The following is an 18,644-nucleotide window of genomic DNA, read 5'->3' on the forward strand; positions in this document are numbered from 1 at the left end:
TTATACCCAAGGGAAAAGGAAAATCGGCGGCCCACAGGGCCGCCGTTCTGGACCTAGAGCGAGAAATCGGTGCTCACGAGGTCATGGGTACCCTTGATGCTGATCTTGAAGTCTGCTTCGGCTCCGCTATCAACATTGCCTTCGACGACGGTGTAGTCACCGTCAGCGCGAGTTTCGTGCGTTACCAGAAGCTGACCAATGCCAGCCGACTGGCCGCCATTAACCAGGGTAAAGGACTGATTGCCCACCAAACCGGCATTGCTGTCGATAGCACTAAGGTCGAGTTTGTCCCCGGCCTCAAAGCCGACGATAGTATCGCCGTTGGCGGCAGCAACCGAGTCAAAGACAAAGACGTCGTTTCCAGTTCCACCATCTATGATGTTGACGGCAGTGCTGGCGGTGATCGTATCATTGCCAGAGCCGGTAACGACGTTCTCAATGCCCCAAAGCGTATCTGAGCCGGTTTCTGCGCTCATGGCGCTGCCAAAACCACCAAGCCCGGTGCCCAGGTCGACTGCGGCGTCGGACGAAATCGATGACATATCCAGGGTGTCATTCCCGATACCTCCACTGATCTCATCGCCGAAGTAAGCATCGTTACCGTCACCTGCTGCTGCCACGATCCGGTCATCGCCGGCACCTGCAACAACAGTGTCATTGCCGGCGCCACCATTCACCAGATCATCCCCAGCATCGGCAAAGATGCGGTCATCACCGTCGTCGCCATAGAGTAGATCAGAGTCGTCGCCGCCCAGGATCGTATCGTTGCCTGCACCACCGAAAACCGAGTCCTCTCCTGCCCAGCCGGCCATGAAGTCGGCACCATCGCCGCCAATCATTACATCGGCACCGGCCAATCCGATGATGACATCGTCACCGCTGAACCCGATGAGATGATCACCAAACGCAGTGCCCGTCAGAATGTCATTTTCCGTCGTTCCGCTTTGGATGGAGGAGCCAGGTTCGGATCCAGCCTCTTCGGTTTGTTCGTCGACCGGCTCCTGTTCAGAGTTGTCGCCATCGCCGCCAATTTGCGGCGATTGCCCTTCCACTGGCGTGTAAGATATCGAGTGAATGCCGTTGCTTATGGTCACGACACCATTCTCATCTTCGGTGGTGACATAATCGCTAAGCAGCGCGCCTTCCGGCAGCTCGATGACATCCTGATCGCGCAACGCACCAACAATCGTGTCCTGTCCGCCATTGGACTTGAAGACGATCCGGTGTGCCGAGCCAAGCGAGGAAATGTCGATCGTGTCATCGCCGGTCGAACCATCGATAGTGATGGTATTCATGTTAAGGCTCGTTTCGGTAAAGTCTCCGAAAACAGCTATCGTGTCGCCACCATTGACACCGCCGCCAGAACCACCTGGTGAGGATACGGTGAGGGTGTTGATTACCAGCTCTTCGATTTCAGACAGCTGAGCAATGATGACAGCTGCACCAACCCCAACGGCCCTGGTAATAACGATCTCGGCGCTACCTGTGTAGCCGATGTTGGCGGCAGCAGCGTTGCGGGTATAGATATTGAATGTCTCGGCCCCAGCCGCTCCCGATATCTGGAAAATGTCGCCAACCAGGCCCTCGGTGCCACCGTTGACGACATCGCTACCGTCGCCAGGCGCCCAAAGAATGGTGTCGTCACCAGCCCCGCCGTGGATGGCGTCATTTCCTCCTCCAGCAAGGAGCAAGTCGTTGCCATCAAATCCCAACAAGATTTGTGCACCGGCACCGCTAGCCAAGGGGAAGTCACCGCCGTTCGTACCGTTGACGATAGTGAAGAGCTGTCCACCAAAATTGAGCCGCTCAATGTTGGTTAACGTGTCGACACCGTCAGTGCCCACATTGTCGGTGACCACAATTCCGCCCGATCCATTGAGAGCGATTTCGTAATTGCCGAGCGGACCGGAGAAGAAGGCGGTATCGTTAGCACCACCGCCACCGTCGAGCATGTCGTTGCCCTCGCCGCCGGCCATAGTGTCGTTCCCGGCGCCCCCCGCCATCGTATCGTCACCAGCATCACCGTCCATGGTGTCGACGCCGCCGCCACCATTCATGATATCGTTGCCGAGGCCGCCACTCATCTGATCAGCACCGCCGTTGCCGTTCATGGTGTCAATACCATCGCCACCATTCATGGAGTCGGCACCGCCGCCACCGTTGAGCGTGTCGTCGCCGGCGCCGCCCGATATGGTATCGGCACCTGCGCCGCCGTTGATTATGTCATTGCCACCCTCGCCAGACAGCGTGTCTGGTCCGCCAGCGCCATTGACATGGTCTTCCCCGGCCGTGCCGTTAAAGACGTTTGCAGCGCCATTGCCGTTGAAAACGGCACCCACAACGCTCGTCGGTTCGGAAATGACAGTCTCGAGGTTACCGCCACCGTCCGTGAAGGTTATCACCAACTGCAATTGCATGTTGATCTCGCCAGCCGTTGGCGTGAAAGCACTCAAGGTTGCGCCGCCGATATCAGTCCAATTCACGCCATCCAGGGACGACTGCCACTGGAAAGCAAACACGCCAACTCCATTTGGATCGCCGATTCCAGATGTGTCGGATGTCAGTACCTGAGCCTGCGTCGGTGTCGTGTCGTTTATGACTGGCATACCGGTCGCTGGCTGGTTCAGCGTGAAGTCCTGATCGGCAAAACGCAGAACTTCCACATTTCTCAAGGTGTCCGTACCATCGGACTCAAGGTCGTCAGATACAGTTGTATGTTCAACCGTAACTGTGCCGTCAGGATTGAAACTGATATCGTAGTTTTCCATCACATCGCCAAACACGGCGATATCGACATCACCTGTTCCATCGGCCTGGCGAATGGTCCGGACGATCGAAAGCTGACCCGGGTTGAGTTCACCCGAGAACATTCTCTGGGCAAGCGTGGTCATCGAGTTATGAAGTTCCAGCGGCGCTCCGGCGTGATCGGTATCGCCAACGGCAAACACCCCGATTTGCACATCCAGCCACTTGTCACCATCAATGATGTCATCGCCCATCATGCCCATCATGATGTCGCTGCCTGCGCCGCCCAGAATAATCTCGCCGGCGCTGTATTCGGAAACACCAGCCCCGAGAACATCCTGAAGTCCGGAAACAAGATCTATAGTTTCCTGGTCAATCGCGCTGCCGCGATAACCCTCGGCACCACCTATTGGATTGGCGTTGAGATCGACAGGCAAACGATCTTCAGCGAGAAGGTTGGTCCCTGTCAGGACGTCGTCGTGAGCAGAACCGGACAGTCCCTCTACCGATTGGTATTCGTCAAGAGCTGCATTGCCGGGGATTGTGGGCGCTTCATCAAAGACGATAGGCAACGATAAATCCGCGTTTACAGCGAAATTACTATCCTTATAGGTCGCCCAGTCCCAGCCGGACATACCGGCCATCTTGCCGCGCCCGGGGCTGCCGACGAAGATGTCGTCCCCGCCCTCCCCGATGAATTCATCAAAACCGCCATCGCCCAGGAACACGTCGTGTCCATCGATATCGTCGTGGGCAAATATCTCGTCGAAGTTATCGCCCGGAGCACCGTCAAAGGTGCCGGTTTCGATCCAGTCATTGCCTTCATTGCCAAGGATGCGTTCGGCGTTCTTGTTGCCATAAACGAAGTCGTTTCCTTCACCGGCAAACACTTCCGAACCTTCGTCCGTACCGAGAAACACAAAGTCCTGGCCCGCCCCAGCGAGCACCAGATCGAGCCCTGGTCCTGCGTGGATTACGTCATTGCCCGCACCGCCCTTTATATTATCGTCGCCGCCACTGTCGGTAATGATGTCATCACCGTCGCCACCGTTGATGATGTCGTTGCCGAATCCACCTTCGAGCCGATCATCCCCGCCATCGCCGTACAACGTGTCATCGCCGATACCGCCGATTATGATGTCATTTCCGCTCGGATTCGATGCATTGCCTGGATCCGTCCCACCGAGCACGACGTGGTCGCCTCCGGTATAGCGCAGATAGTTGGTGTCCGGACCCGCTGTCCCCGGATTGTTCCGGATCACTAGTGGGGTCAGGATGCCCCCGCCCGCAGGATCCGCATTGGTATCCACGATGTCATCAAGACTTTCATCGACGCCCACAGTCAGTGGATCGTCCCCTAGAACGCCGTCCTCGCCCGGCAGATATACGCCGGTATCAGGATTAAACTGACGAGATTGATCGACTTCAAGAATGAAGCCCGGCGTCGAGAAAACATCCGACGGAAGATGCGCGGCATCGGTATTGCGCATGATCATGCCGGCAAAGGAGTTATTCTCCATCTCGCCAAAAAGATGCAGCCCATCAAGCCGCTGCAGATAGTAGAAGCGATCACCGCTCTGCAGGTTCTCCATCTGCACTTCGAAGACGAAATTGAACGTCGCACCAAGCATGCCGCCAAATGGCATAATTTCCTCGGCCAGACCGCCGATCCAAAGATCGATGTCTTCAAGTCCGCCAAGGTCGTCGGCATATTCGCCCAACCCGTAAAGGAAATCCTCAGCATCCGCTGGAGGTGCAATCATGCGATCGGGAACGCCGTCGCCATTGTCATCGACACCTTGTTCGGTGCCAAAAATGATCGACAATGCTGCCGCCCGCTTGCCTTCGACAGTGGTTTCTCCTGTTATCAGCTCATGGGTACCATAAGCCGCAATGAAGTTGATGATCGACGCTTCATGCTTGAGATGTAGGGCGTAATCCACCCAGCTATCATAGGGCTTCAGACGCACATCTTGGTTTGTCGCATCATAAAAGCTTCTACGGGCCTCGTTGAGCGATGGAACACCTGCATCACGACCGCGTGCCAAATTTATCGTTGCCAGATCGAGCGGCAAACCCAGAAGGTTATTGCGCAATGCACTCGTGACAAACTCGTCAATCTCATTGCCGACCTGCCGAGTCATGCCACGAATAATCGCTCCGGCAGCGACTTCATCGGGAATTGTCGATCCCGGACCTGTAAACGCCGTCGGATTGAGGAAACCCTGAATCAGGCTGATATGATTGGGCACAAACTCAGCGCTGTACTGATCGATGGACTCCGTCAGCATCGAATGGCCGAAGCGATAGACAACATGAGCGAACTCGGCCACGATCGAAGGATCGAGCGTGATGTCGAACCCATCGGGCACAAGGAAAGCGTTGATCGTTGGCTGAACCTTACGAGCAAACTCCTCGAATACGAGGTGCTGGTACTGCATTTCTGTACCGAACTTGGCTGCCTGAAACACGCGCTCACCGTTCCAGTCCAGCCCGTCTGGTGAAGCTGGAACGGAGCCGACCGGAGTCATCAGCCACTCGTTTATGAAGTCGACATCGCCAGAGGCGATCACCATTTCCTTTGTATGATCGACCAGCCGGTTGTGCTCGGAATGAAATACATGATGAACGGCAGTCAGCCCCACGTTCTCATTGGCGCGACCATCGCCAGCAATAAAATGCGCATCGAGAAGTTCATCGTCATAGAACCCATCTTCGGGAATGTTGCCGCCAATCTCAGTATCCCCATCCTCAAGGCCATCGGGGACTGCAGTATGCGCAATATCAGCCAAGAAGGCATGATTGGTCCGAACTGCACCAACTGCTGTTGGATCCACTGCTGCGCCAACAATGCCCTCAATGACAATGTCATCATTGGTGTTGGGAATGCCGTCGAGCCCAAGGCCGACAACGAGCTGTGGCATGCCGTTGACACCAGGAATGAAATTTCCATACGGGTCGGTGCGCAGTAGTGGCACGCTGCCAACATCAAGGTCTGTGAGCTGGATGCCAAGTATGTCTGCTGCCTGAGCCTTCAATTCCGCCCAAGTCGCCATTCCGCCATTTGCACCCTCAATCAGCTTGCCCGTTGCCATAGGACCGCTGGGTGTGGCGATATATTCGCGAAGAAATACCTGATGGGATGGGTGCGAGCTATACGTCTGGTTCTGATCAACAAAAGGGGTCGTTGTGTTGATCGGGCCAACGTTGTCGGCCGACTCATCCACGGCAGTGGCAGGATCATCGACCATCAAGCCGTCTGGACCGGCCCCCCGTGTCGCACGGGTCAGCACCATGAAATTGGTAGAACTACCCTCCACGTATAGAGGATCATCAGGTTGGAGCGGTATCATGACCGTTCCGCTGCCCCCCTTGTTCACAAGATCCAGACCATGATCGAAGAACTGGCCAAACAACGTGAACCAGGAGTTGAACGGAGCTGAAAGACCTTCGTCAGGTGCAACATTGGGAATATGGAGGTTGGCACCATCCAGTGTAATGCCGTTGGCTTCGAGCATTTCGTTCAAGCCACCCGGAACGCTCGCTGCAGCGTCCAGCGCGGATTGGGCATTGGCCAAAATCAGAGCCGCGTCTGCTGCAGCTTGTTGAAGATCTGCGTTGCCTGGATTGGCTGCGGCCGCCGCAGCAGCTGACGCTTCAGAGCGGGCAGCGTCGGCAACGTCTATGAACAGCGGGCGCAACGGCGCATAGGCCGACGAGATCTGCCCGGTGATGACAAGCCCGGGGTCATCGATACCTGCAGCCTCCAATGCCGTTAAAATGGCCGCAGGATTGCCCAGCGTCTGATCAACGATAAGATTGGAAATTATGCGAACGGACGCATCAATGACGTCACCGGGATTGGCATTGGGTCCCGGACCATCAGCATCGACGCCGGGAGTATATGTCATTTCAACCGGAACCGGAGCCATTGGCCCGTCACCGTCGAAATCGACCATCGCGGTCACAGTACGATACTGCGGATCCATCAATTCGGGGAATTCCTGATCCGCGGCTCCCCAGGTTTCTTGGCCAGGGAGCAGATGATTATATGTGCCGTCAACTGTCCGAAGCCCCCATGCAATGTTGTAGGATGGGATCGACGCAGGATTAGAGTTCAGGCTCTCACCGTAGAGCGGCGCCCCATCCGCTCCATCGGTCTCGACGTAAAGAGAGTGGGCTTCCGAAATCTTGATCTGTTTGAGGATGAACTCCAGATCGCTTTTGATGTAGCTAACCATTGTCGCTCTCCGTTATCGGCCAACCAGCCATTTTGGGGGTGTCCCGAAGCCGACATGGCGAAGGTGACACGTAAATTCTGGACTGCTAGTGTCGCTGTCACTGGAGATTTACGTAAGCTACGATGGTCTAGCGAAGATGTGAGACGTCCGGTGTCAGTGCGAACGCGACCAATGGGACATAATCGATGGGACTTTGGTCTCACTTAAGCGCGCTGCTACAGCGGCTTCGCAGCCTGAGTCTTTCTGCGCAGTTTCTCATCGTCGGAGGCGGCGCACTTTGCGTCAGTATGGCCGTTCTGGGTGGCTGGATTACGAGTTCGATTTCTGCGAGCACCTTGAACAGCGCAGCAAAATCAAGTTCGGTCTTCGTCGAGACCTTCCTTGAGCCATATGTTCAGGACCTGAAGCCTGATGGCATGATGGCTCCGGAGCGGATGGCGCGCCTCGATCAGCTTCTAGCCGATACGCCCCTTCGCGACCGCCTTGTTTCAGTCAAGATCTGGCGTAGTGACGGCACCATTATCTACAGCACCCAGACACACCTGATTGGTCAAAAGTTCGACGCATCCGAAGTCGCCTTGGCCGCCGGTGGTGAGATCGTAGCCTCCTACGATGAGCTGGATAACGGGGAAGACGCATCCGAGCGTGCACTGGGGCTGCCAATTATCGAAATCTACGCTCCACTGCGCCGATCCGAAAGTGGCGAGATTGTCGCTGTGGGGGAATACTATGAACACGCTCCTTGGTTCGCCGAAGATCTAGAACGTGCGCGGAATTCAACTTGGGCTGTTGTTGGCGCGACGACTGCCGGAATGATTGCAATTCTGTTCCTGCTGGTCGTACGCGGAAGTTCTTTGATTACGAACCAACGCAAGCAACTCGACCAGCGCATTACGGAAGCCGATCGAATGGCATCCCAAAACAAGAAATTGCGTTACGCTGCTGATAAGGCGCGCGTGGATGCTAGCGAAGCGAACGAACAGCTCTTGGCAAGGATTGGCGCCGATCTTCATGACGGCCCTATCCAAATGCTCAGCTTGCTTGCTTTACAACTCTCGGCCGATGAAGAGCACGCCGCGAACATTTCGGAGCCACAGGCAATAGCAGGTGCCTTGATCGCTCAGAACGTGCTTATCGAATTGCGCACTATTTCCGCAGGTCTCGTTCTGCCTGAAATCGCCAGTACAGACTTGCGAGGGGCGTTGCAACTGGCAATTTTGCGTCACGAGGGGCTTACAGGCGCCCATGTCGCTTCGAACTTTGGCAGATTACCGGAAAAGTCTCCCCTGCCTCTTAGGACATGTGCCTATCGTGTAGTGCAAGAGGCACTTAGCAACACCCATAAACACGCCGGTGACGTCGAAACTGAAGTCCGCGCTGTTATCGCCAAGGGAAACCTCTACATAACCATCGCAGATTCCGGTCCGGGCATGCCGGCAGAGGAACGCATTGCAGGTGCAGGCCAGCAACTTGGGCTGGTCGGCATCAGAAACAGGGTCAATGCACTGAAGGGCGACGTCTCCTTCGCGCAACGCGACAGCGGCGGAACAAGCATCAAGGTCCGGTTGCCGATCAAACTCTAACATCAGAATGCGGGAACAAGCCGAGGCGCTACCGTGCCGCCTGGCTAAGTGAAACAGATGGCGCGCTTGTCTTAAATTCGGACAGCTCCTGCGCACGCATTGCCACTTCCACACGATTGCGCGCATGGAGCTTTTGCATCAAATTGGTCATGTACCGTTTGACAGTTTTTTCGCTGATGGAAAGGCTGCTGGCAATTTCTCGATTTGTACGAGCCTGAAGCAAGTATGCGACGATCTGGCGTTCGCGAACGCTAAGATCAACGTCTTGGTCTTCTTCCTTGCGATTTCTATTGCGCAAACCGCTGAGAACCTGACTTGCATAGAGCCGGGTGATGTACATTTCGCCGCGGATTACCGAATTCACCGCATCGAACAATTCTCCAAAGGTTGCGCCTTTTAGGACAAACCCGGTCGCACCCGCCTCCAATGCCCTCAAAGCAGAATCAACACTCGAGAACGCTGTAAATACTATGATTTTTGTGAGACTGGATTTGCGAACTATTTCCGTCATAACGGAAAAAACGTCACCCGGCATACTCAAATCCATAAAAAGAATTTGCGGGTGATATTCATCGACTATGCTGCGGGCGTCGCCAGCCGATCCCCCGAGAGCCACAACACTAAACTGCTCCCTGGCCGCGAAAAGAGCCTGCATACCTTCGAGTAGAATTGGATGATCGTCGACGAAAGCAATACTGATCTTTTCTTGAACCATTATTTCACCCCTCGCCCTGCAGATAATTATCTAGATAACATAATACGAGTTTTGCTCATAATGATAAATATCAAAGATCTGCATTTCAACGCTTAGCGAAATTCAAAAAGATCTATTAATTCAATCTCTTAAAGAAAGCCCCGATCGACACATCAGCGCCCACGTCATCGTGGCCCTAGCCACACCTCCAAAATCAAAATTGACTATCTGTCGAATTCTGCTGCCTTCAGACTGCAAACTTTACTATCTGACTTATATATATTGGGACTCACCCAATAGAAACTAATAGTAATCGGCAAAAGACAGACTAACCCCATATATCGCGCTTTAGAATTACCCTTATATTTCAATAACATAAGCCCAGCAGATAAATCCTGCCGGTTTGCTGCCCTCAGACGTGCTGATCGATCAAGATCACATTGCCATCGGGGTCCAGCAATGTGCAGCTTCCCGGGCCGGCGCCTGTTTCGTCGGCTTCCTGCTCAAAACTCAGACCAGTCGATTTGAGCGTCTTCTGAATTGATCGAATGTCGGCAAACTCGCCAGTCGGCTGGGCGTCGCCATCCCAACCGGGATTGAACGTCAGAATGTTCTTTTCAAACATACCCTGAAACAGACCGATCACCGCTGTTGGCGACTTCATGATCAGCCAATTCTGATCGACCTCGCCTCCAAATACTACGAAGCCTAGCTTTTCGTAGAAAGCGCGAGAAGCAGCGATGTCCTTAACGGCCAAACTGACCGAAAATGCGCCCAAATCCATAGTCTTCCCTCCTGCTGCACGACCGGCATGCGACAATATCTCACCAAGGTGACTGGCGAAGCCCGGCCGATCGGGCCGACAGATTAACGCCTCGACGTCTTGTTGGGCAAATCCTGCGCCTGCAATGCCGTTGTGCCGACAGCTATTGTCGCAGATATTTGATTGCGCTCTGGCCGGCAGCATATCCCGTGGCAAGACAGGCAGAGATCAGATAACCACCGGTCGGCGCCTCCCAATCTACCATTTCCCCGGCGACGAAAACGCCCGGAAGCTCTTTGAGCATCAACTGACCGTCGATCTCGCTCCAGGCTATGCCGCCCGCCACCGAAATGGCTTCATCAATGGGACGGGTGCCGATCAACGGAATTTTTAGGGCCTTGATGGCTGCCGCTAGCGCGCGATGGTCCGCCCGCGTGACATCCGACGTCAACTCTCGGACCAGACCTGACTTGACGCCGTCCAGGCCCGCAGCTTTTCGAAGCCTATTGGAAAAACTTGCCTTTGCAGATTGCCGTCCCAAGTCGCGCTGAAGCCTGTCGAGACTTCGGTCTGGTGCGAGATCGAGCACCAGCTCAGCATGCCCTCCCTCCAATGCAACGCGCAAACGAGCCGCTTGAGCATAGATGAGCGATCCTTCGACACCGTGCCGGGAGATGACAAACTCACCGCGCTCTTTGCCCACTGCCACAGATTTAACGGGCGCCCCAGCGAAGCGCTCGACGAAGTGGTCGCTCCAGCCAACGTCAAACCCGCAATTTGCCGGCCGGAATGGCGCGACAGCGACGGTTTCATTTTCCAGCACTCCAACCCATGCCGCATCGGACCCAAGCCGCGACCAACTTGCTCCGCCAAGCGCCAGAACTACAGCATCGAAGTGCGTTCGCAGTTCGCCCTCAGGGGTTTCAAATACCAACCTGTCATCGTCAAACCCGACCCAGCGATGCCGGGTCTTTACGATAACGCCCTGCCCCCTAAGGCGCTTTAGCCACGCCCGCAACAGGGGCGAAGCCTTCATTTGCATAGGAAACACGCGTCCTGAAGAACCGACGAATGTCTCGCAACCTAGTCCCGCGGCCCATTCACACACCGCATCATTGTCGAATGCGTTAAGGGCAGAAGAAAGTGGCGCCTTCGCTGTACCAAAACGGGCCACAAACTTGTCCATCGGCTCAGAGTGGGTCAGATTGAGGCCGGATTTGCCCGCCATAAGCAGTTTTCTGCCGACGGTGGGCATCGAGTCATAGACCGTCACCGGAAATCCTGCGCGGGAAATGACCTCCGCCGCCATAAGGCCAGCTGGGCCGCCTCCTATGATTGCAATATGCTTGTCCATGGCAAGCCCAGAACACCCTTTCGCCTCGCCTGTCAAACCGATAGATTTCGAGTTCAACCTGAGTCATTTCCAAAACAAAAGAAGACCCATCATGTCCGACTCGCGTTCAAACGCTCCAGTCAACGAGGAAAAGCTCGACAAGCTCGCCCAGGTAGCCGTTCATACCGGCCTCGGGCTCGAAGCAGGTCAGGATCTCCTTATCACCGCTCCGCTTTCGGCTTTGCCGTTGGTACGTAAGATAACTGAGCACGCCTATAAGGCTGGTGCGGGCCTCGTAACCACTCTTTATTCGGATGAGGAAGCCACCCTCGCCCGTTACAAATATGCAAACGACGATGCTTTCGACCATGCAGCTGGCTGGCTCTATGAAGGTATGGCAAAGGCATTCGGATCCAATACCGCCCGCCTGGCGATCTCAGGTGACAATCCCATGATGCTGGCCGAGCAAGACCCTGAAAAAGTTTCCCGCGCCAACCAGGCGAACTCCAAAGCCTACAAGCCGGCCATCAAGAAGATCACCGGCTTTGAGATCAACTGGAACATCGTTTCCTATCCAAACCCGAAATGGGCAAAACTGGTATTCCCGGAGCTCGGTGACGACGAGGCCGTAGCAAAACTGGCAGATGCCATTTTTGCTGCCTCGCGTGTCGATCAGGCCGATCCTGTCGCCGCCTGGAAGCAGCACAACGCCGAAATCCATGCCCGTCGCGATTGGCTCAACGAGATGAAGTTCCGCGACCTGCACTTTACTGCGCCCGGCACCGACCTTGTCGTGGGCCTCGCAGATGATCATGAATGGGCGGGCGGTGCATCGCTTGCCAAGAACGGCATTACCTGCAACCCCAACATCCCGACCGAAGAAGTTTTCACCACTCCCCACGCGCGTCGCGTAGATGGGGTCGTGCGCTCGACCAAGCCGCTCTCCTACAATGGCTCGGTCATCGACGACATCGAGATGGTTTTCAAGGATGGCGTTGCTGTAGAGGTTCGCGCTTCTAAGGGAGAAAATGTCTGGAACAAGGTGCTCGACACGGACGAAGGCAGTCGCCGGCTGGGCGAAGTGGCCCTTGTTCCGCACTCTTCACCAATCAGTCAGTCGGGTGTACTTTTCTACAACACGCTGTTCGATGAAAACGCTGCCTGCCACATCGCCATGGGCCAGTGCTACACTGAGTGTTTTGTCGACGGCGACAAACTCTCCGATGAAGAAGTCTCCGACAAAGGCGGCAATTCCAGTCTCATCCACATCGACTGGATGATCGGCTCGGATGAAATGAATATCGATGGCATCACCCAGGACGGCGTGCGCGTGCCCGTGTTCCGCAAGGGCGAATGGGCCAACTGATGAAGTCAGGGCCGGGCATTTTTCCCGGCCCTTTCCTTGGATTAAAATCCTGTCCCAGATTTCATCTATCGGACAGCTTGCCGTGAGGCTCACTCACTTAAGTCTACTTTCATCGGCGCACCGAAAGCGCCGTCCATGCAAAGGAGACGAAGTATGAAGCCCCTCACCAAAAAAACTATTGCCGCAATAGCCGCAACATCGATCGGCGCAACGGCTTTGACCCCTGCCTTGGCACAGCCTTTTGCCGGCATCCGGGACAACGGCACCGTCCAGGAAATTCAAGGCGATCAGGCCCGCAGCTTTCGGCCGGGAGGTAGCGGTCCGCTGAACAACGTGCACCAAGCAACCGGCCTTGGCAAAAGCAACCGGTTAGCAGCCATTTTCCTCTCCGAACGCGGAGCCGAGGCAATCGATATCACTGCAGTTCGCCTCACACATCTCCTCGAGTTACACGATGATCAGAAGCTTCTGCTTGAAGACCTTCAGACCGCAGCACTAAACGCCCACAGCGTTCTCCAGACCGCGCGCAACGTGATCACCCCCATCGAGGACCAGAACGCCAACAAACCGGATATCATCGCTGGCTTTGCAGGTATGGTGGCGATGATTACGGCACGCGCCGAAGCGCTGGAATCCGTTCAACCAGCATTCGAGGCCTTTGTGGAAAGCCTCGATGACAGTCAACTGGACAAACTTGCGTCTCAACGCCACGGCGGGCCACGCTCCGGCGCAATCGAACTGAACGTCGAGACTACATCGCAAATACCCGTGCCCCGAGGCTAGACCAGCCGAAGCCCCGCCAAGGCACACAGCGCGGCAATCAGAAAGATCGGGTCTGCCCAGGAAAAGCCCGGCACGCCAACCATTGTGCGTGTCGGCGACGCGCCAAACCCTCTTGCCTCCATGGCAATGGCAGACCGTCCAGCGCGCCGTACGGCAAAAGCCAATAGTGGCACGGCAAGTGCGGTCATCTCACGAATCCCTGGAACACGGCGTACCGCTCGGGCGGCGCGCATAGCTCTTGCCATGCGCATTTGGGCGGCTTCGGCAAGCAGATCTGGCACCAATTGCATGGCAACGAACAGCGCATATCCCAACCGTGCTGGAAATTTTAAGTAGGCGATCAGAGACCTGACAAATGCACCCGGATCTACGCTTAGTGCAAAGAGTATTGAAATCGTTCCCATCGCCAGTGCTCGCAAGCTCAATGTCAATCCTGCTGACAGCGCCTGCCCGCCGCCCTCGCCTCCTGCGATACTGATCGCAAAATCACTGTCCTGGCGAAACAACAGATTGGTGGTGACGAAGCCCATTCCAAACAGAACGAAGGGCACCATCAGAGCAAAAAGCAAAAGCGGCGGCACGCGTTGAACGCCGATCAACACGATCACGATCAAACCGATTACAGAAAGTTGGAATTGCGGATCAAGCGAGCTCGCAACGCCAATAAAATAAGCTAGACAAGCCGCAAAGACCGACAGAGGATTGAGCTTGGCTAGGGGCGCTTGCGAGAATTTCTCATAGAGTATCGCCATGTCGGCTATCCTGCGATGTTTGCACTTGACTTCGTCTCTGTCCGATCGAGCCAATCAATAACCGGCGCAAAACTGGGTCGCGCCAGTCCATTCATTTTCACCACAGCCCTATTCGACAATACCTCCATCGGGTGCCCTTCAGCAGCAATACCACCATCGGCCACGACGGCAATTCGGTCACACAACTTTACTGCCCGATCCATGTCGTGAGTAACGAGAACAGCGCATTTTCCAGTGTTCTTGAGTTCGAGGATATGTCGTTCCACCATTGAAGCGCCAGCTGCGTCCAATCCTGAGAAAGGCTCGTCGAAGACAATAAACGGCCAGCGCGCACTCGCCTCAAGCGAGGCCAACGCGAGCCGTCGCTTCTGTCCAAACGAGAGTTCGAACGGATGCCGATCTGCGAGTTCAACTAGTCCCCAGCGAGAGAGGATTGAGGCGACTCGCTCCTCTCCCGGAGCAGTCAGAACGGACCAGACTTCTTCACGCACGCTCGCTGCGACAAGCTGGGCCTCCGGGTTCTGAAAGGCGATCCCCCCCATTGGCCCGCTTCTCTGCCCGGCGCGAAGCCGCAGCACTCCGGCAAGACTCGCCGCGAGCGTCGTTTTTCCGGCGCCGTTAGGTCCGACCAACCCAAGAACCTCGCCCTCGTGGATGTTGAGGTCGATCCCGCTCAGAACCGCTGGTGCCATTGGAGGCGCGCAATCGGCGCTCCGCAACGATGCGATGGTCCGGCCTTGCGAGGAAGGTACACTCACCCGTTGATCCACGAACCGACGTGCCATCACCCCGGCCGCGGCGATGGCAGCTGCATTTCCGACACCTGGCTCGAACGGTGCCAGAACGTCTGCAAATGAGAGCGGAGGTTTTTCCGCCCCAAGACCTGCAGCTTGCAGCATGTCGTCAAGGTCTGAAAACGCCGGACGCCAAATACCTTCGGCCGCTAGTTCGTTTCCGCGCACACGAAATAGTGGCGCTGGCGGCATATCCGCCAATACCGATCCATCGTTTCCCAGCACAACGACCCGATCGATGGCATCAATCAGCCCGTCGAGCCGATGGTCGATAACTACGACTGCGTCAAATGCATCCCGATCCAGCAACAGGCCATGAATCTTGGCTGTTGCGACGGGGCTCAAATGTGAGGTTGGCTCGTCGGCAACCAATATCTGAGTTTCCTGGGCCAAGACCGAAGCCAAGGCAACGAGTTGCCTTTCGCCGCCAGACAGTGCCGCGCTACGGCGGGAAGTCCACGCTTGTGGCAAGCCGATCTGATCAAGCACAGCAGTTACCCGTTCATCGATGTTTGCCGGCGCTATTCCCTTATTCTCCAGCGCAAAGGCAATTTCTTCGCCAACACGCATACCGCACAGCGTTTCGTCTGCATTCTGGAAATACTGGGAGACGGTGTCGGCCCATTCGGCAGCTGTCCTGCTGCCAACCTTGGCGCCCTTTAAGCTGATTGTTCCCTCAATTTCCGCCGGCACAGCGTTGGGGATCAGCCCTGTAAGCGCCAACATCAGAGACGATTTTCCTGAACCTGAAGGACCAAGCAAGAGCACCCTCTCACCTTGGGCGACCGAAATAGTCACGGGGCCAACGGCGTTGCTGGTGGCGAAGGGATATCGAATTGATACCCCTTCCCAGTGGGCGAGATTCATTAGGCTGCCCGTGCAGCAAAACCAGCGCCGCGACGCTCCATGTCAATGCGCAGTCCGCGCAAAACGCCTGTGCGGTAGAGAGCTTCAACGATGAGATAGCCAGCGACGCCGGCCAGCAGCGCGCCGCTTGTAATCCGGACGGCAAGCATGCTTCCCACCAGCCAGGGCTGAAGTGCGCCGTAATCGTACAGGAACCATGTGTAAACAAAACTCGCCACGGCAGCACCTACACCGGCCGCGATCAACACAGGCAATCGGTAGTGCTTCCAGCCCAGAGCCGCAAAAATCAGCTCTGCCCCCAAACCTTGAATGAATGAGGCAACCAATAGGCCCAATCCGGCAGGGCTGCCGAGTAATATCTCGATGCCAGCCGCTAGAACTTCGGCCATCAGTGCAACGCCTGGCTTGCGAATGATGGCAGCAGCAACGATGGAAGCGGAAAACCAGAAACCCATGAACACATCCATGGTAACTGGCCCAAACACCGCCTGGCTTACCAGCCAGACTTGGACCCAAGCCAAATAAAGCACTGCAAAAGCAGCGCCAAGTACGGCCACCACTAGCGTTTCGCGCAGCGTCCAGCGCCACGTTGCAGGTACGTATTGGGACATTTACTGCCCTCCTTAGATAACAATGTCGGATAAAATCGCGGGGCAACGCCCCACGGCAAATCAGGCAGCAGCGTCCTTGGACGGGCTGTTGGCCGAAGCGGTCAGATCAATTGCAACATGGGCGTTGGGATCGCCGAAACTAAGCCATGCCTGAGACAAGGCTTCAAAAACCGGGCCGGCATCACCTACCAGACGCGTGCAGTAATTTTTGGCCCTGTCAAAGACGGGCGAAGCCTTTAGAAAATCGATGCAACCGTAGATCTCGTCCATGTAGTCGGCTGGACCGAGAGGATATAGCGAGAATTGCACAGCAACGCGCCGACCGCTCCTGGCCGCCATTTCGACCGCCTTGGCGGCAAGGGCCTTGCGTCCTTCAAGGTCCACGTCGAACACGGTAGCCTTAACAGGCTCGCATGTTACCAAGTCTGGTTCGCCCGGACATCCACGCGATATTGTGGCATGCATCGCCACATGATGACCGCTTGATGCAGCAGCAACAAACAGCTCCCGCATCACGGGAAAGATCATGTCAGAAGGCCCAACAATCAGAGTGGAAATATCGTCGGTCTCGATGCGCAAATATTCCCGTAAAGGTTCTATTGCATCAAGCGATGACAGGATCACACGAACGAAATCGTCCGCCATTACATAAAGGGAGAGTTGTGCACCGCACTTCATCTTCGCCTCGCTCCGCTGGTATTATCCAGATCAGCTTTTAGGGTTAGATGGCTTGGCACCGTCCTCTCAGCCCCGGCAAATTCGGAGCACCCCTGTCGAACGACTCGATGGTTAGCACACCTTTTCGCCGAGCTGCAATACCAAATTCGCGCTTTAACCGAATGCCATTTTCCTGCACTCTTTCTTCGGCAATATCGAAGGGGAAGCAACGTGCGAACGAACAAAATTTTAGTCTTGACGGCGCTCGTCATCGCCGGCCCCGGCATTGGCCTCGCACAAGACGATAGCTTGGCCGAAAGTGAAGCCTTCGCACGCTTCACTCACAACTTCGCCGACCTGTGTTACGGATTCCAAGATTCCGCAGCCGCCGACTACTATCCCGACGAGCGCTGGGAGCTGAGCTGGAACGATGAATACTCTGACCAACCCCGCACTACCACATTGTATAAGTTTTTCTGCGGATCGGGCGCCTACAACGTCAACCACGTATATTACCTTGATACCGAGTTCAACGGTTCAATGCCCGTAGGATTTGCAGCACCAACATTCGACGTTGTGCGGGAAAATGACGAACTTGAAGCCGCAGTTATCGAGATGCCTATTACCGGGTACGCCTCACAGTTGATGTTGACCAACTCAGAGTTCAATCCAGAAACAAAAACCATCACAAGTCACGCGCTCTGGCGGGGCATTGGTGATGCGTTCTCGGCCGGCACGTGGAGCTTCCATGAGGGCCAGTTCCGACTTGTTCGCTATGACGTCGATGCCGATTATGATGGTGAAATCGACCCGATAACCTTGGTCGGCTTCAAGTGAAGGACATATTCAATGTCAGACCTCAAGACGCGCCCTACCGATCAAAAGGTTTCACAATTCATACAGGCGGTCGAGCCTGAATCAAAGCGGCAGGACTGCTGGACGATTGTCGAAATGATGCGCCGAATAACATGTGCCGAGCCAGTCATGTGGGGAGCTTCGATAGTTGGATTTGGAACGTATACCTACGTGAACACCACGAAAAAGCCGGCCGATTGGCCAATCACCGGCTTTTCACCACGCAAAGCAAACCTCACAATCTACGTAATGCCCGGCTTCACCCGGTTTGGTCCGCTCATGGAAAAGCTGGGCAAGCATACAACTGGAAAATCTTGCCTTTATATCAAGAAGCTGGGCGACATCGATCAGAGCATACTCGAAGAGATTGTTCGCTGCTCCGTCGAACAAATGAGGGCAAAATACCCCACTAAATAGCAAGAGACCGCAGCGCCGGGCGGACAACTGCGGTCTCCATAAACGCCTCCGCCGCGCTGTTGAGGGCTTGGGGGACTACAGCGGAAGCTCGTCCGCTAGTGCATGGGCTCGTTTGCCAGTCCAGCAGACACCAGCAATATCGGGTGTCAATGCGGCGACAAAAGGCCAATCACCGAACTGTGA

At 55.4% G+C, this 18,644-nt stretch carries 13 protein-coding genes and 1 riboswitch; of the genes, 5 read left to right on the forward strand and 8 right to left on the reverse strand.

The features are described from left to right. Nucleotides 1-53: 53 nt before the first annotated feature. Complete coding sequence (locus ACN0TA_RS08720) at nucleotides 54-6,986, reverse strand: peroxidase family protein (protein ID WP_417581806.1); 6,933 nt, start codon at nucleotides 6,984-6,986, stop codon at nucleotides 54-56. 185 nt (nucleotides 6,987-7,171) lie between these two features. Here ACN0TA_RS08720 and ACN0TA_RS08725 point away from each other — a divergent pair, with 185 nt between their 5' ends. Then, nucleotides 7,172-8,569, forward strand: coding sequence for a sensor histidine kinase (locus ACN0TA_RS08725; RefSeq protein ID WP_417581808.1), 1,398 nt, complete (start codon nucleotides 7,172-7,174; stop codon nucleotides 8,567-8,569). A 28-nt stretch (nucleotides 8,570-8,597) separates the two neighbouring features. On the opposite strand, the gene ACN0TA_RS08730 is transcribed toward ACN0TA_RS08725, so the two are convergent. The 3 genes from ACN0TA_RS08730 to ACN0TA_RS08740 form a co-directional block, all read right to left on the reverse strand. Then, complete coding sequence (locus ACN0TA_RS08730; protein WP_417581810.1) at nucleotides 8,598-9,284, reverse strand: response regulator; 687 nt, start codon at nucleotides 9,282-9,284, stop codon at nucleotides 8,598-8,600. Between the two features lie 391 nt (nucleotides 9,285-9,675). Next, nucleotides 9,676-10,047, reverse strand: coding sequence for a VOC family protein (locus ACN0TA_RS08735; protein WP_417581812.1), 372 nt, complete (start codon nucleotides 10,045-10,047; stop codon nucleotides 9,676-9,678). Nucleotides 10,048-10,189: 142 nt separating this feature from the next. After that, a complete protein-coding gene (locus ACN0TA_RS08740; RefSeq protein ID WP_417581814.1) occupies nucleotides 10,190-11,380 on the reverse strand; it encodes a TIGR03862 family flavoprotein in 1,191 nt (396 codons plus the stop codon). 91 nt (nucleotides 11,381-11,471) lie between these two features. Here ACN0TA_RS08740 and ACN0TA_RS08745 point away from each other — a divergent pair, with 91 nt between their 5' ends. Continuing rightward, nucleotides 11,472-12,725, forward strand: coding sequence for an aminopeptidase (locus ACN0TA_RS08745; protein ID WP_417581816.1), 1,254 nt, complete (start codon nucleotides 11,472-11,474; stop codon nucleotides 12,723-12,725). Between the two features lie 153 nt (nucleotides 12,726-12,878). Next, nucleotides 12,879-13,508 carry a Spy/CpxP family protein refolding chaperone gene (locus ACN0TA_RS08750; RefSeq protein ID WP_417581818.1) on the forward strand — a complete coding sequence of 210 codons (630 nt, stop codon included), beginning with the start codon at nucleotides 12,879-12,881 and terminating at the stop codon, nucleotides 13,506-13,508. Here the strand turns inward: ACN0TA_RS08750 and ACN0TA_RS08755 are convergent. The 4 genes from ACN0TA_RS08755 to ACN0TA_RS08770 form a co-directional block, all read right to left on the reverse strand. Next, nucleotides 13,505-14,260 (reverse strand): energy-coupling factor transporter transmembrane component T family protein, encoded by a 756-nt coding sequence (locus ACN0TA_RS08755; protein ID WP_417581820.1) that lies wholly within the window; start codon nucleotides 14,258-14,260, stop codon nucleotides 13,505-13,507. The genes ACN0TA_RS08750 and ACN0TA_RS08755 overlap by 4 nt on opposite strands. Nucleotides 14,261-14,265: 5 nt before the next feature. Further along, nucleotides 14,266-15,921 (reverse strand): ABC transporter ATP-binding protein, encoded by a 1,656-nt coding sequence (locus ACN0TA_RS08760; RefSeq protein ID WP_417581822.1) that lies wholly within the window; start codon nucleotides 15,919-15,921, stop codon nucleotides 14,266-14,268. Further along, nucleotides 15,921-16,532, reverse strand: coding sequence for an ECF transporter S component (locus ACN0TA_RS08765; RefSeq protein ID WP_417581824.1), 612 nt, complete (start codon nucleotides 16,530-16,532; stop codon nucleotides 15,921-15,923). The genes ACN0TA_RS08760 and ACN0TA_RS08765 overlap by 1 nt, the downstream gene beginning before the upstream one ends. A gap of 60 nt (nucleotides 16,533-16,592) precedes the next feature. Beyond that, nucleotides 16,593-17,210 (reverse strand): YkoF family thiamine/hydroxymethylpyrimidine-binding protein, encoded by a 618-nt coding sequence (locus ACN0TA_RS08770; RefSeq protein ID WP_417581826.1) that lies wholly within the window; start codon nucleotides 17,208-17,210, stop codon nucleotides 16,593-16,595. After that, nucleotides 17,201-17,314: riboswitch (TPP riboswitch) on the reverse strand. It overlaps the preceding gene by 10 nt. Before the next feature lie 106 nt (nucleotides 17,315-17,420). On the opposite strand from ACN0TA_RS08770, the gene ACN0TA_RS08775 reads away from it, so the two are divergent. Continuing rightward, nucleotides 17,421-18,026 (forward strand): DUF1176 domain-containing protein, encoded by a 606-nt coding sequence (locus ACN0TA_RS08775; protein ID WP_417581828.1) that lies wholly within the window; start codon nucleotides 17,421-17,423, stop codon nucleotides 18,024-18,026. A 12-nt stretch (nucleotides 18,027-18,038) separates the two neighbouring features. Further along, nucleotides 18,039-18,461 (forward strand): DUF1801 domain-containing protein, encoded by a 423-nt coding sequence (locus tag ACN0TA_RS08780; RefSeq protein WP_417581830.1) that lies wholly within the window; start codon nucleotides 18,039-18,041, stop codon nucleotides 18,459-18,461. Nucleotides 18,462-18,644: the final 183 nt, after the last annotated feature.

It is taken from the genome of Pelagibacterium sp. (genome assembly GCF_048264985.1).
In the GTDB taxonomy this organism is placed as follows: Bacteria; Pseudomonadota; Alphaproteobacteria; order Rhizobiales; family Devosiaceae; genus Pelagibacterium.

Bases quoted from the DNA above. Each gene is read 5' to 3' on its own strand.
- ACN0TA_RS08755 (WP_417581820.1), bottom strand. From the start codon at position 14,260: ATGGCGATACTCTATGAGAAATTCTCGCAAGCGCCCCTAGCCAAGCTC.
- ACN0TA_RS08760 (WP_417581822.1), bottom strand. From the start codon at position 15,921: ATGAATCTCGCCCACTGGGAAGGGGTATCAATTCGATATCCCTTCGCC.
- ACN0TA_RS08745 (WP_417581816.1), top strand. From the start codon at position 11,472: ATGTCCGACTCGCGTTCAAACGCTCCAGTCAACGAGGAAAAGCTCGAC.
- ACN0TA_RS08770 (WP_417581826.1), bottom strand. From the start codon at position 17,210: ATGAAGTGCGGTGCACAACTCTCCCTTTATGTAATGGCGGACGATTTC.
- ACN0TA_RS08735 (WP_417581812.1), bottom strand. From the start codon at position 10,047: ATGGATTTGGGCGCATTTTCGGTCAGTTTGGCCGTTAAGGACATCGCT.
- ACN0TA_RS08765 (WP_417581824.1), bottom strand. From the start codon at position 16,532: ATGTCCCAATACGTACCTGCAACGTGGCGCTGGACGCTGCGCGAAACG.
- ACN0TA_RS08725 (WP_417581808.1), top strand. From the start codon at position 7,172: ATGGGACTTTGGTCTCACTTAAGCGCGCTGCTACAGCGGCTTCGCAGC.
- ACN0TA_RS08750 (WP_417581818.1), top strand. From the start codon at position 12,879: ATGAAGCCCCTCACCAAAAAAACTATTGCCGCAATAGCCGCAACATCG.
- ACN0TA_RS08780 (WP_417581830.1), top strand. From the start codon at position 18,039: ATGTCAGACCTCAAGACGCGCCCTACCGATCAAAAGGTTTCACAATTC.
- ACN0TA_RS08730 (WP_417581810.1), bottom strand. From the start codon at position 9,284: ATGGTTCAAGAAAAGATCAGTATTGCTTTCGTCGACGATCATCCAATT.
- ACN0TA_RS08740 (WP_417581814.1), bottom strand. From the start codon at position 11,380: ATGGACAAGCATATTGCAATCATAGGAGGCGGCCCAGCTGGCCTTATG.
- ACN0TA_RS08720 (WP_417581806.1), bottom strand. From the start codon at position 6,986: ATGGTTAGCTACATCAAAAGCGATCTGGAGTTCATCCTCAAACAGATC.